This window comes from Acidovorax sp. Root267 (assembly GCF_001429215.1).
Classification (GTDB): Bacteria; Pseudomonadota; Gammaproteobacteria; order Burkholderiales; family Burkholderiaceae_C; genus Acidovorax; species Acidovorax radicis.
This window is the reverse complement of sequence record NZ_LMJC01000006.1, coordinates 1-13943: the sequence shown is the minus strand read 5'-3', so window position 1 is coordinate 13943 and position 13943 is coordinate 1. Positions and strand designations below refer to the sequence as shown.

12 protein-coding genes are annotated in these 13943 nt (G+C 65.7%); 8 read left to right on the top strand and 4 right to left on the bottom strand.

Annotated features, from left to right (window positions below; all coding sequences use genetic code 11):
* Positions 1-63: 63 nt before the first annotated feature.
* From ASE39_RS07510 to ASE39_RS07495, 4 genes are all read right to left on the bottom strand, one after another.
* Positions 64-558 carry an Lrp/AsnC family transcriptional regulator gene (locus tag ASE39_RS07510; RefSeq protein WP_010460153.1) on the bottom strand — a complete coding sequence of 165 codons (495 nt, stop codon included), beginning with the start codon at positions 556-558 and terminating at the stop codon, positions 64-66.
* A 96-nt stretch (positions 559-654) separates the two neighbouring features.
* Positions 655-2058, bottom strand: coding sequence for an aspartate aminotransferase family protein (locus ASE39_RS07505; RefSeq protein WP_057270718.1), 1404 nt, complete (start codon positions 2056-2058; stop codon positions 655-657).
* Between the two features lie 229 nt (positions 2059-2287).
* The gene (locus tag ASE39_RS07500) at positions 2288-3241 is read right to left on the bottom strand and encodes a glyoxylate/hydroxypyruvate reductase A (protein ID WP_057270717.1); all 954 of its coding nucleotides are present in this window, start codon (positions 3239-3241) and stop codon (positions 2288-2290) included.
* A gap of 66 nt (positions 3242-3307) precedes the next feature.
* Complete coding sequence (locus ASE39_RS07495) at positions 3308-4204, bottom strand: GNAT family N-acetyltransferase (RefSeq protein ID WP_035197303.1); 897 nt, start codon at positions 4202-4204, stop codon at positions 3308-3310.
* 269 nt (positions 4205-4473) lie between these two features.
* On the opposite strand from ASE39_RS07495, the gene ASE39_RS07490 reads away from it, so the two are divergent.
* The 8 genes from ASE39_RS07490 to ASE39_RS07455 form a co-directional block, all read left to right on the top strand.
* Positions 4474-5955, top strand: coding sequence for an aldehyde dehydrogenase family protein (locus ASE39_RS07490; protein WP_057270788.1), 1482 nt, complete (start codon positions 4474-4476; stop codon positions 5953-5955).
* A 211-nt stretch (positions 5956-6166) separates the two neighbouring features.
* Positions 6167-6832 carry a haloacid dehalogenase type II gene (locus ASE39_RS07485; protein WP_010460163.1) on the top strand — a complete coding sequence of 222 codons (666 nt, stop codon included), beginning with the start codon at positions 6167-6169 and terminating at the stop codon, positions 6830-6832.
* A 34-nt stretch (positions 6833-6866) separates the two neighbouring features.
* A complete protein-coding gene (locus ASE39_RS07480; RefSeq protein ID WP_057270716.1) occupies positions 6867-8159 on the top strand; it encodes an FAD-binding oxidoreductase in 1293 nt (430 codons plus the stop codon).
* 93 nt (positions 8160-8252) lie between these two features.
* Positions 8253-9872: an ABC transporter substrate-binding protein gene (locus ASE39_RS07475; RefSeq protein ID WP_057270787.1), complete on the top strand. Its 1620-nt coding sequence runs from the start codon at positions 8253-8255 to the stop codon at positions 9870-9872.
* A 36-nt stretch (positions 9873-9908) separates the two neighbouring features.
* Positions 9909-10865 (top strand): ABC transporter permease, encoded by a 957-nt coding sequence (locus ASE39_RS07470; protein ID WP_010460169.1) that lies wholly within the window; start codon positions 9909-9911, stop codon positions 10863-10865.
* 25 nt (positions 10866-10890) lie between these two features.
* The gene (locus ASE39_RS07465; RefSeq protein ID WP_057270715.1) at positions 10891-11772 is read left to right on the top strand and encodes an ABC transporter permease; all 882 of its coding nucleotides are present in this window, start codon (positions 10891-10893) and stop codon (positions 11770-11772) included.
* A gap of 13 nt (positions 11773-11785) precedes the next feature.
* Positions 11786-13432, top strand: coding sequence for an ABC transporter ATP-binding protein (locus ASE39_RS07460; RefSeq protein WP_057270714.1), 1647 nt, complete (start codon positions 11786-11788; stop codon positions 13430-13432).
* A gap of 159 nt (positions 13433-13591) precedes the next feature.
* A partial coding sequence (locus tag ASE39_RS07455; protein ID WP_242421380.1) for an isocitrate/isopropylmalate family dehydrogenase occupies positions 13592-13943 on the top strand: 352 nt, incomplete at both ends.

Sequence of the window (13943 nt, the reverse complement as noted above, 5' to 3'; positions counted from 1 at the left end):
TGTGCCAGTGGGGCAGCGCTGGATCAGGGCTTCAGGTCATCCGTGCATTCACGAATCAGTGCATCAGCGCTGGTGCGGAAACAGGCGTTCGATGGGGCAGTGCGTTTTGATGAAGGGCGACTTGATGACGATGTAGCTGAAGTACTTGGAGATGCCCAGGTTGCGCTCCAGCAGGTCTTCGATCACTTCCTGGTAGTGGTTCACGCCACGGGTCAGAAAACGCAGCAGGTAGTCGTAGCCGCCGCTCACCAGATGGCATTCGAGCACCTCGTCCACCTCGCGCAGCGCGGCTTCGAAGCGGGCAAAGTCCTCGCGGCGGTGGTCGGACAGGGTCACCTCGGTGAACACGGTGAGCGTGTCGCCCAGTTTTTCCAGCCGCAGGTGTGCGCCGTAGCCTGCGATGTAGCCCGCCTGCTCCAGCCGCTTGACGCGGATGAGGCAGGGGCTGGGCGACAGGCCGACTGCGTCGGCCAGGTCCACATTGGTCATTCGCCCGTTCTTTTGCAGCTGCGCCAGGATGCGCAAATCCAGGCGGTCGATCTTGAAGGCTTCGTTCATCATGGTGTGCGGGGGCGTGAAGAAGAAAATGCTTCCATTCTGCGGCTGCGCAGGGGGCTGTTGCGATGTGGTTTACACCTGCCAATTGGCGCGGGGTCAGTCCTTCAATGCGGCACGCACGTCGGGTGCGGCCAGCATGTCGTCCAGCGTCTTCTTGAGGCGCTCGAACATCAGGCCAAAGTCCGCTTCGGTGAACGTCAGGGCCGGGGCAAAGCCCAGGATGTTGTCGCCAAACGCACGGAACACGATACCGTTGCGATAGCTGGTGGCTGCCATGCGGCCGGGCAGGTCCAGTGCGGGGTCAAAACCAGCCTTGGTGGTCTTGTTGCTGACTAGCTCCAGCGCACCCAGGAGGCCCCGGTGGCGCGAGTCGCCCACCAGCGGATGGGTCAGCAGGTCGTCGAGCCCCTGGCCAAAGGCGCGGGCCACGCGCTGTCCGTTGGCCAGCACGCCCCCTTCTTCATACAGGCGCAGCACCTCCAGCGCCACCGCCGCGCTCACGGGGTGCGCCGAGTAGGTGGCGCCGTGGCCGATGGGCGTGCCCTTGGGGGCACCATCGGCAATGGCGGCATAGACCTTGTCGCTCATCAGCGTCGCGCCCATGGGCACGTAGCCGGAGGTCAGGCCCTTGGCCACGGTCATCAGGTCGGGGTCCACACCTTCGGCGTCGCACGCAAACATGGGGCCAGTGCGGCCAAAGCCGGTGATGACCTCGTCCACCACGAACAGGATGTCGAGCGCGCGGGTGGCATCACGCATGGCCTTGAGCCAGCCCTTGGGCGGCACGATGACGCCGCCCGAGCCCTGGATGGGCTCGCAGAAGAAGGCCGCCACGTTCTCGGCGCCCAGCTCGGCTACCTTGGCCTTCAGGGCCGCGACCGACGCATCGATGATGGCCTGGCCATCGGCCGGGTTGGCGGCGCGGTAGGGGTTGGGCGAGGGAATGTAGTGCTGCGTGGGCAGCGGAAGGTCAAACCCGCGATGGAACACGGGCAGCGCCGTGAGGCCTGCGCCGGTGGACGATGAGCCGTGGTAGCCACGCTCCAGCGCGATGAAGTGCTTCTTGGCGGGTTTGCCAATGGCGTTGTAGTACTGCACGATAAAGCGCACCGCAGCGTCCACCGCTTCCGAGCCTCCCAGCGTGAGGTACACGTGCTGCAGCGATGCGGGAGAAATCTGCACCAGCTTGTCGGCCAGGCGAATGGCGGGTTCGCTGCTGAAGTGGAAGTAGCCCGTGGCGTAGGGCAGCTTGCGCATTTGCTCGGCTGCGGCCTGCACCACACTCTCTTGTCCATAGCCCACGTTCACGCACCACAGGCCCGCGAAGGCATCGAGCAGCTGGTGGCCCTTGCCGTCGGTCAGCCAGATACCCTGCGCGGCGGTGAGGATGTTGGGGCCGCGTTCTTCATGCGTGCGCCAGGGGGCCACGGGGTGAATGAGGTGGGCACGGTCCAGCGCGTCCAGCGCGGCAATCTGGGGAAGGGCTTCGGAGTGGGTCATGGCGGTATCCGTTGGTGGCAAAGTGCAAGGGACAAAAAGGGCGGAGGCCACAGGTGCCGCTGCACCTGTTCATGGGACCAAGGTTAGGGGGATTGCCGGGCAACGTGGTGCTGCTTTGGGGGCCTTGCGCACAGCACGCTGCGGTTGTTGGGGGCTGTACAGCACATCGTTTGGTGGTTACCGCCGTGGTGCACGGAGCTGCTGCATGCGCAGTGTGGTGGCCCCCTTTTCAGTAGCCCCGCGTGCGGTCCACCAGCCCTGTCATGGGCGTGCCTGCGTGAAAGCGGTGCAGGTTGTCGATGACCACCGCGGCTGCACTCAGCGGTTGCGTCATGCTGGCGATGTGTGGGGTGATCTGCACGTGGGGGTGGAGCCACATCGGGTGCGACGCGGGCAAGGGTTCCGGGTCGGTCACGTCAAGCACTGCCTCGGCCAGTTGGCCCGTGGCCAGGGCGGCCAGCAGGTCGGAGGTGACAAGCTGCGGGCCGCGCCCCACATGCACGAGCGATGTGCCTGGAGGCAGGCGGCTGAACAGGTCGGCGTTCAGGAATCCCCGGGTCGAATCGGTCAGCGGCAGCAGGCACACCAGGATGTCGAGCTTTTCCAGAAATTCTGGCAGCTCGTCATTGCCTGCATAGCAGCCAATGCCCTCGAGGTGGTGGCGCGAGCGGCTCCAGCCCGCGCAGGCAAAGCCCATGCCCTGGAGTTGCTGCAGCACCGCCTGGCCCAGCGAGCCCAGGCCCAGCACGCCCACGCGGCGCTGGCTGGCGGGGCGCACGGGCAGCGGGCGCCATTCGCCGCGCTGCTGCTGGCGGCGGTACTGGGGCATGTCGCGGTGCAGGTCCAGCACCGCACGGGTCACGTACTCGACCATGCCCTGGACGATGCCCGGCTCCACCATGCGCACAACGGGCAAGTGGGTGGGCAGTGCATTGAAATTGAACTGGTCCACTCCTGCGCCTGAAGAGAACAGCACCTCCAGGTGGGGGAAGCGTTCTGCCAGTTGCTCGGGCGGTTCCCAAGCTGCCAGAAACCGGACTTTGGCCGGGTCGCCAATGTCGGGCCAGATGCGAAAGTCGATCTCTGGGGCGCGTTCGCGAAAGACATCCGCCCACTGCTGACCACGCACCGGGTCAGACTTGTAGAGAAAGGTGGCCGGAGGGAGGGGGGCTGTGGAGCTCATGCGCGAAAAAGGAGTGGAGCGTAGGTGGCCTGGCCGTGTGGCGGGCGGAATGTGGCCCGGGAGCGGTCAGCCCACGGCCTGGGTCACGATGGCAAAGAGCCGGGAGGCACCTTCCGGGTGCTGCAGGGGCGTGCCACGCACCATGGTGGTGGGCGCGTCTACACGCAGCAGTCCAATGCTCTCCAGCCATTCGGCCAGGCCGGAGTCAAAGTCAATGTCGATGCGGGTGAAGTGCCCGGCGTTCATGCCCGCCAGGTGGGCGATGAGGGCTTTGGCGCTGTCGGCATCGGGGGCCACCACGGGGCCGATCGCGTGCCCGCGACCAAAGCGGCGCAGCATCGCAAAACCTTTCTGGGTGCCATCGTGGTCCAGCACCACGCAGGCGTCTGCCTGCGCCAGCAGGTCGTCGATGAGGGCGGGACGCGGCATGCCACGGGCCTCGGCGTCCAGCTGGTGCAGGGCATGCGCCTCGTTCAGGCCTGCTGGGCGCAGGCGCCAACCGGCAGGCAGCCCGATCAGCGGCGTGGGTTGCGCCACGCCCTGGTGCTGGCGGACTTCCCCAATGCGCACAAAGCCCAGCCGTTCATACAGGCCCCGGCCCTCGGCCGTGGCGTGCAGCAGCACCGTGCAATCGTCCAGGCCATCGAGCAGGGCCGTCATCAGCCGGTGGCCGATGCGGCGCCCCTGGCACGCGGGCGTCACGATGACCAGGCCCATCGTGGCGTGCCGCTCGCCCCAGCGCCAGCGCTGGGCTGTGGCGATGATCTGCCCGTCGCGCTCGGCCACCAGGCCTTCGGCATGCGCAAACACCTGCTCCCAGTCGATCGGGCGATGGGGCCAGCGCAGTTCTGCCGACAGCGCCTGGGTGTGGGGGAGATCGGCTTCGGTCATGGGGCGCAGCAGCACGCCGTCGTCGGTCGCCGTGGCGTTTTCGAGGGCCGGGAAAGGGGACTTCAAGCGCATGAACAGCAACCTTGTGTCATTGAAATTGCTGTCTATCTTGGACGACAACGCGCCTGCACACCAGTGCGAATAAGGGTTTGCCAGCAACTTGCAAGCTTTGCCTGTGTGGCCCGTGGCTTTTGCAATTCGCTGCGGCGCAAGAGGCTCTTACGGCCACAAATGCTGGGGCTTACTGCCTAGCATCAATGACAGTTTTCGCCAGTGCGTTCACGCGCCTGGCGGCGGGTTTTTCGCCTCCAAGTTTGCTCATCTTCCTCTTCGGTGCCTGTATGCAGTTATTTGATCCCCGCTCCATTGCCGTCACCAGCGGCCACTTCATCGGTGGCCGTGTGGTGCCCGACACCGCGCGCCTGAGCGTGCTGCGCCCTTCGGACGGGCAAGAGCACGCCGGCCTGCCACTGGCCGACGCCAGCACCGTGGATGCCGCTGTGCAGAACGCCTGGCAGGCTTGGCGCAGCAGTGACTGGGCGCGGCGTGCCCCGCGCGAGCGGGCCCGGGTGATGCGGCGATGGGCCGACCTGATCGAGGCCAATGGGGAGCATCTGGCCACGCTGGAGGCCGTGTGCTCCACCCGTCCTGTGCGCGATGCCATGGCGTGGGATGTGCCGTTCACGGCCGAGGGGCTGCGGTTCTTTTCGGAATACGCGGATAAGCTGGGGGGCGAAGTGGCAGCCACGCGCCACGACCACCTGGGCATGGTGGTGGCTGAGCCCTATGGCGTGGTGGGTGCCATTACCCCGTGGAATTTCCCCCTGGTCATGGTGTCGTGGAAGGTGGGCGCGGCCCTGGCAGCAGGCAACGCCGTGGTGCTCAAGCCCTCGGAAATGACGCCGTATTCCGTCATCCGCCTGGCGGAGCTGGCCATCGAGGCCGGGGTGCCCGCTGGCATCTTCAACATCGTGCAGGGCGATGGCCGCACCACTGGTGACGCCCTCACGCGCCACCCGCTGATCGCCAAGATGACGTTCACGGGCTCCACCCGCACGGGGGCCGCCATCATGGCCAGTTGTGCCCTGCAGGGCCCCAAGCCTGTGACCTTGGAGCTGGGTGGCAAAAGCCCGCAGCTGGTGTTTGACGATGCGCCCGATGTAGACCGCCTGGCGGGCATGGTGGCGGGGGCTATCACGGGAAATGCGGGTCAGGTATGTGTGGCTGGCTCGCGCCTGATCGTGCAGCGTGGCATCGCAGAGGCGCTGGTTGATCGCATTGCGCAGCGCTTTTCGGCGCTGCGGCCCGGCGCGACCTGGGATGCGCAGGCCACCTTGCCGCCCATCATCTCCGCGCCGCAGGCCGCACGGATTCTGGACATCGTGGAGCGCGCGCGGGATGCGGGTGCACAACTGCGCTGCGGCGGGGGGCTGTTTGACGGCGGTCCCGGTGGAGCGTATTTTCAGCCCACCTTGGTGGAAGGCGTGACGGCCACCAACCCCGCGGTGCAGGAGGAAATCTTCGGCCCCGTGCTGACCGTGCAGACCTTTGACACCGAAGAGGAGGGCCTGTCGCTGGCCGCGCACGAGCACTATGGTCTGGCAGCGGGTGTACACACCGCAGACCTCGGCCGTGCCCTGCGTGCCATGCGCAGCCTCTCGACAGGCACGGTGTGGATCAACCGCTATGGCCGCAGCGCGGATTTTGTGATTCCGACGGGCGGGTACCACCAGTCGGGCATTGGCAAGGACCTGGGGCGCCAGGCGGTGGAAGCCAATCTGCGCTTCAAAAGTGTGCTGATCGACTTTGCTGCGGCGCACTAATGGTGCGGAGGTGCACGCATGCAGTGCACACCGCACGGCATGCCGCAGGCCCCCACGCAATGCGCAACTTTCTCGCGTGGACGCCCCCCATTTCCCAACATGTTCTGCGCGCTTGCGTGCTCCAATGAATTTGTAATAACTCTGTCGCAAACGGTGATTAAACGATGCGACCCGCCACGGTCGGTGACCGTTCCAACAAGGATTCGAGACCATGACTTTCCGCCCCAAGTACGTGACCTTTGACTGCTACGGCACGCTCACCCGCTTTCGCATGGGCGAGATGACGCGCGAGCTGTTTGCCGACCGCATCCCGGCCGAGCGCATGGAGCAGTTCATTGCCGACTTCACGGCCTACCGGTTTGATGAAGTGCTGGGCGACTGGCAGCCCTACGAGGTGGTGCTCAAGAACGCCGTGCGCCGCCTGTGCAAGAAATGGAAGATTCAATACTTCGACGCCGACGGCCAAAAATACTACGACGCCGTTCCCACCTGGGACCCGCATGCCGATGTGCCCGCCGGTTTGGCCAAGGTGGCCAAGGAGATCCCGCTGGTCATCCTCTCCAACGCAGCGGACGCGCAGATCCAGAAGAACGTGGCCATGCTGGGCGCACCGTTTCACCGTGTGTACACCGCGCAGCAGGCCCAGGCCTACAAGCCCCGCCTCAAGGCTTTTGAATACATGCTCGATTCGCTCGGATGCAACCCCGAGGACGTGCTGCATGTGTCCTCCAGCCTGCGCTACGACCTCATGTCGGCCGACGACATCGGCATCAAGAACAAGGTGTTTGTGAACCGTGGCCACGGCCCCGGCAACCCAGCCTACGGCTACACCGAGATCCAGGACATCGGCGGCCTGCCCGGTGTTGTGGGCCTTTGATCCCTGGCGCGAAACCACGAACCCACGGCACACCATGAAGCTCGACTCCTACTGGAACGACTCGCTGCCCGCTTTGCCTGGCGCGGCGGCCCCGGCGCTGCCTGCGCAGGTCGATGTGGCCATTGTGGGTGGCGGCTTCACGGGGCTGTCTGCGGCCCTGGCGCTGGCCCGGCGTGGTGCCCGTGTGGTGGTGCTGGAAGCCGGCGCCACGGTGGCCCCCGAGGCCTCAGGCCGAAATGGCGGCCATGTCAACAATGGCCTGGCGGTGGACTACGCCGATGTGGCCGCCAGGGTGGGTGTCGACCAGGCCCGCGCCTGGTACCACGCCTACGACGACGCGGTGGATACCGTGGACCGCCTGGTGCGCGAGGAAGGCATTGACTGCGACTTTCTGCGCCACGGCAAGCTCAAGCTGGCCACCAAGGCCTACCAGATGGACGCACTGCACCGCAGCGCCGAGCGCCTGGTGGCCGACGGTGTGGACACCGACGTGCAGGTGCTCGATGCCGCACACGTGCAGGCCGAAGTGCAGAGTGAGCGCTTCATGGGCGGGCTGCTGTACAAGCGCAGCGCGCAGATGCACATGGGGCGCTTTGCCCAGGGCCTGGCCCAGGCCGCACAGCGCCATGGGGCGCAGGTCTACACCGGTACGCGGGTGAACCGCGTGGAACGTGTGCAGGGGCAGGTGCACCGCCTGCACACCGACCGTGGGGTGGTGCGGGCCAACCAGGTGCTGTTGGCCACAGGTGCATCCCGCCACGGCGGCTACGGCAGCTTTGGCTGGCTGCGGCGGCGCATCGTGCCGATTGGCAGCTTCATCGTGGTGACCGAGCCTCTGGGTGCCGACCGTGCCAGCGCCTTGTTGGCAGAGCGCCGCACCTACACCACCATTGCGAACATCCACCATTACTTTCGCCTCACGGCCGACCACCGCCTGGTATTTGGCGGTCGTGCACGGTTTGCCATCTCCAGCCCGCAGTCCGATGCCGCCAGTGGCGAGGTCCTGCGTGCAGGCCTGGCTGCCACGTTCCCTCAGTTGGGCAAGGTGCGGCTGGACTACTGCTGGGGCGGCCTGGTGGACATGACCCAGGACCGCCTGCCACATGCGGGTGAACGCGATGGCCTGTTTTATTCCATGGGCTACAGCGGCCATGGAACGCAGATGTCCGTCCACATGGGTCAGTGCATGGCCGACGTGATGGCGGGTGATGCCAGGGCCAACCCCTGGAAGGGCCGCGACTGGCCTGCCATTCCCGGCCACTTCGGGCCCCCCTGGTTCCTGCCCGCGGTGGGCCTGTATTTCCGGCTCAAAGACCGGTTGGCTTGACGGCGAGACGACCGAAAGAGCCCACATCCGTTTGATTTTTTGACGACAACGATCCCACGACCCCCTCCCTTTTTTTCAACCAGGAGCATGACCATGAGCGATAGCCACAAACAGTTCCAGAAACTTGTCGGTCCCAGCGAGAGCCTTCGCGTGATGGACTCGCTCAAGCGGGGGGCTACCCGGCGTGACGTGCTGGCCATGCTGACCGCTTGTGGCATGCAGGCCACGGTGGCTGGCAGCATGGCCGGGTTGGCCACATCGGCCCATGCCCAGACGCCCCGGCGCGGTGGGCGCATTCGCGTGGCGGGCGCCACGGCCGCTGCCACCGACACGCTGGACCCGGCCAAGCAGTCCAACCAGACCGACTACTCGCGCGGCAACATGCTCTACAACGGCCTGACCGCGCTGGATGGTTCGCTCACGCCCCAGCCCGCGCTGGCCGAATCTTTCAACACGCTGGATGCCAAGACCTGGGTGTTCACCCTGCGCAAGGGCGTGGTCTTCCACGATGGCAAGGCCTTGTCGCCCGCCGACGTGGTGTTCTCCATCCTGCGCCACAAGGACCCGGCCACCGCATCCAAGGCCAAGGTGCTGGCCGACCAGATCGAGGCCGTGCGCGCCAGCGGCCCCAACGAAGTGACTGTCGTGCTGTCGGCCCCCAACTCCGACCTGCCGGTGATCCTGGGTACCTTCCACTTCCACATCGTCAAGGAGGGCACCACCGACTTCAATGCTGGCATTGGCACGGGGCCCTACAAGCTCAAGGAGTTCAAACCGGGCGTGCGCTCGCTGGTGGTGCGCAACGATGCCTACTGGAAGCCTGGCAAACCGTACCTGGATGAAATCGAGTTCGTGGGCATTGGCGACGAAACGGCCCGCGTGAATGCGTTGCTTTCGGGGGGCATGGACCTCGTGGCATCGGTCAATCCGCGCTCGGTGGCGCGTGTCAAGGGCACACCCGGTTTTGGCATCTTCACCACGCAGTCGGGCCAGTATTCCGACCTCATCATGCGCAAGGATATGGGCCCCGGCATGAACCCTGATTTTGCGCAGGCCATGAAGTTCCTGTTCGACCGCGAGCAGATGAAGAAGACCATTGCGCTCGACTACGCAGTGCTGGGCAACGACCAGCCCATCGACCCCACCAACCGTTTCTACTTCAAGGACCTGCCGCAGCGCCCCTTCGACCTGGACAAGGCGAAGTTCCATCTGCAAAAGTCTGGCGTGACGGGCAAGGTGCCCATGGTGACTTCGCCCGCCGCGATGTACTCGGTGGAGATTGCGCTGCTGCTGCAACAAGCCGGGCAGCGAATCGGGCTCGACATCGATGTCAAGCGCATGCCCGCCGATGGCTACTGGTCCAACCATTGGCTGAACAGCCCCGTCGGCTTTGGCAACGTCAACCCCCGTCCCAGTGCCGACACCATCCTCACGCAGTTCTTCAAGTCGGACGCCGCCTGGAACGAGTCGCGCTGGAAGAGCGCTCAGTTCGACCAGTTGCTGCTCGCTTCCCGCGCCGAAACGGACCTGACCAAACGCAAGCAGATGTATGCCGACATGCAGACCATGATCCACACCGAAGCCGGTATCGGCATCCCGCTGTTCCTGGCCAGCATTGACGGGCACAGCTCCAAGCTCAAGGGGCTCGCACCCATTCCGCTGGGCGGCCTGATGGGCTACGCTTTCGCCGAGCACGTCTGGCTCGATGCTTGACGCGCCGGGCTGGCAATCTGCAACGGAAGGTTTTGCATGAACCGCGTGATTTTCTCGCTGCTGGCCAAGCGCCTGCTCATTGCGCTGTTGTCGCTGCTGGCGGTGTCGGTGATCGTGTTCTCGATCACTGCCGTCTTGCCGGGCGACGCCGCGCAAGAGCAGCTTGGCCAGGAAGCGACCCCAGAGGCCCTGGCTGCGTTGCGTGCGCAGATGGGGCTCGATGTGCCCGCCCCCGAGCGCTACCTCAAGTGGCTCTGGGGTGCGGTGCGCGGTGACCTGGGGCAGTCCGTGACCACACAGATGCCCGTGGCCGACCTGGTGGGCAGCCGGTTGCCCAATTCGCTGCTGCTGGCTGCGGTGACCGCGCTGTTTTCCGTGCCCATCGCCCTGTTGTTCGGTATCTCGTCCGCAGTCTGGCGGGGTTCGTGGTTGGACCGCATAGCGTCGAGCCTGTCGGTGGCGGTGGTGTCGGTGCCCGAGTTTCTGGTGGCCACGCTGGCGGTGCTGGTGTTTGCGGTGCAGCTGCGCTGGCTGCCCGCGCTTTCGTATGTGAGCGACATCGAATCGGTGGGGCAGATGCTGCGCGCCTTTGCCATGCCAGTGCTCAGCCTGTGCTGCGTGATCGTGGCGCAGATGATGCGCATGACGCGTGCGGCGGTTATCGACCAGCTCGAAGCCCCCTATATCGAGATGGTGCGCCTCAAGGGTGCTTCGCCCCTGCGGATGGTGCTGGCGCATGCGCTGCCCAACGCGGTGGGCCCCATTGCGAATGCGGTGGCGCTGTCGCTGTCGTACCTGCTGGGTGGTGTGATCGTGATCGAGACCATCTTTAACTACCCCGGAATCGCCAAGCTGATGGTGGATGGTGTCACCCAGCGCGACATGCCGCTGGTGCAGACCTGCGCCATGATTTTCTGCACCGGCTACCTGCTGCTGGTCACGTTGGCCGATGTGTGCGGCATTGTGGCCAACCCGCGTCTGCGCCACCGCTGATGCTCAACGACTGGGGACTTTTCTGATGGATACGCTTCCTCCTTCTTCTGGCGCCCCCGCGCCGGTGCATGCGCCGCTGCGGGGCGGGGTGCTGCACTGGTTTGCCGGTTTTGGTTTCTCCGGCCTGGTGGGGCTGGCCATTCTGGTGTTCTGGCTGTTCGCAGCGCTGGCGGGCCCTGCGCTGCTGCCCGCCCACCTGGTCAACCTGCAGGCCTCGGTCGTCTATGCGCCCATGGATGGCATGCACTGGCTGGGCACCGACTATCTGGGGCGCGACATGCTCGTGCGCGTGGTGCAGGGGGCCCGCTACACGGTGGGCGTGGCCTTGGTGGCCACCCTCATCGCGAGCGGCACGGGCACGGTGCTGGCCCTGCTGGCGGCGGCCAGCGGCACGGTGCTTGATGCTGTCCTGAGCCGATTGCTCGATACCCTGACTTCCATCCCGAGCAAGATGTTTGCGCTGGTGCTGGTGGCGGGGTTTGGGTCATCGATTGGCATGTTGGTGTTCACCGCTGCGCTCATCTACGTGCCTGGCGCTTTTCGCATTGCCCGTTCGCTGGCCGTGAACATCAATGCCCTGGACTATGTGACCGTGGCCCGCACGCGGGGTGAGGGCACGCTCTACATCATGCTGCGCGAGATCCTGCCCAACATCCTGGGGCCCATGCTGGCCGACCTGGGCCTGCGCTTTGTGTACGTGGTGCTGCTGCTGGCCAGCCTGAGTTTTCTGGGCCTGGGCATCCAGCCCCCCGAGGCCGACTGGGGCTCGCTGGTGCGCGAAAACATCGGCGCCTTGCCCGAGGGCAGTGCGTCGGTGATCGCACCGGCCATGGCCATTGCCAGCCTCACGATTGCGGTCAATCTGGTGATCGACAACCTGCCGGGCCGTGCCGCCCGTGAACGTTAATAAGGAGCTATAGATGGGTGCTTCGGTCATCGTAGAAGGTCTGCACATCACGGCGGGGGATCAGACTCTGGTCGATCACCTGAGCTTTGTCATTCAACCCGGCGAGGTGCTGGCGCTGATTGGCGAGTCGGGCTCGGGCAAGACCACCACGGCCCTGGCCTTGATGGGCTATGCCCGGCGCGGCTGTGCCATTTCGGGCGGCAGCGTGCGCATTGGTGACACCGATGTGCTGAAGCTTTCGGCTGCGGGGCAACGGGCCTTGCGCGGCCGCACCGTGTCGTACATCGCGCAAAGCGCGGCGGCCTCGTTCAACCCCTCGCGCACCGTCATGGACCAGGTGGTGGAGCCTGCGCGCATCCATGGCACCCTGTCCCGCGCCGAGGCTGAGGCCAAGGCGGTGCAACTGTTTCGTGAACTGGCGCTGCCCGACCCCGACACCATCGGCCAGCGCTACCCGCACCAGGTCTCGGGCGGGCAGCTGCAGCGGCTCATGGCGGCCATGGCGCTCATCACCGACCCCGAGGTGGTGGTTCTGGACGAGCCCACCACGGCGCTCGACGTGACCACGCAGATCGAAGTGCTGCGCGCCTTTCGCCGCGTGGTGCGCGAGCGCCGCGCCACGGCGGTGTACGTGAGCCATGACCTGGCCGTGGTGGCGCAGATGGCCGACCACATCCTGGTGCTGCGCGGCGGCAAGGCGCAAGAGGTCAACACCACGGCACGCATCCTGTCCGAACCCGCGCACGAATACACCCAGAGCCTGCTGGCGGCCGCCCGTCCGGCACCCCGTGCCGCCGAGCACTGCAAGGGCGAGGGCGAGCTGCTGCTGGAGGTGCGCGAGCTTTCCGCCGGTTACGGCACTGTGGACTCCAAGGGGCAGCCCGCCACGCTGATCCTGGAGGACATCAACTTCAAGCTCTACCGGGGCCAGGCCGTTGGAGTGATTGGCGAATCCGGCTCGGGCAAGACCACTCTGGCCCGTGCCATCGCCGGGCTGATTGCTCCGTGCAAGGGCAGCATGCTGTTCAACGGGCGTGAGCTGCTGCCTGACCTGCGCCAGCGCAGCAAGGAAGAGCTGCGGCAGGTCCAGATCGTCTTCCAGATGGCGGACACGGCGCTAAACCCGTCGCAGACCATTGAACGCATCCTGGCGCGTCCGCTGCAGTTCTACAAGGGGCTGCAAGGACCTGCACTCCAGCGCCGCATCCACGAGCTGCTGGACCTGGTGCGCCTGCCGCACTCGGTGGCACAACGCCTGCCTGGCGGCTTGTCGGGCGGGCAAAAGCAGCGGGTGAACCTGGCGCGTGCCCTGGCGGCCGAGCCCGACCTGATCCTGTGCGACGAGGTGACGTCGGCGCTGGACACCGTGGTGGGCGCGGCCGTGCTCGACCTGATGGCCGACCTGCGGCGCGAACTGGGCGTGTCGTACCTCTTCATCAGCCACGATCTGCACACCGTGCGGTCGGTGTGCGACGAGATCATCGTCATGCAGCACGGCCGCAAGCTGGACCAGGTGGCGCGTGCCGACTTTGACCGGGGCCCCCACCATCCGTATTACGAGCTGCTGGCCGCCTCGGTGCCTGAGCTGCGCCAGGGCTGGCTGGAAGAGCGCGACGTGCCGCGCCCTGTGGTGGCACCCACCCTGGCTGTGGCCGCCTGAATGCTTCATTGAGAACGAAGAAGGAAAAATCCATGATCCCCGCGTTCCGCATTGCAGTCATTGCCGGAGACGGCATAGGCAAGGAAGTGATGCCCGAAGGCCTGCGCGTGGTGCAAGCCGCCGCAGCACGCTTTGGCTTCGAACTCGAATGCCACACCNCGGAGACGGCATAGGCAAGGAAGTGATGCCCGAAGGCCTGCGCGTGGTGCAAGCCGCCGCAGCACGCTTTGGCTTCGAACTCGAATGCCACACCTTCGAATGGGCCAGCTGCGACTACTACGCCTCCCACGGCCAGATGATGCCCGACGACTGGAAAGCGCAGCTCTCGGGCATGGACGCCATCTTCTTTGGCGCTGTCGGCTGGCCTGCCACCGTGCCGGACCACATCTCCCTGTGGGGCTCGCTGCTCAAGTTCCGCCGCGAGTTCGACCAGTACATCAACCTGCGCCCCGTGCGCCTGTTCGAGGGCGTGCCCTGCCCCCTGGCCGGCCGCAAGCCCGGTGACATCGAC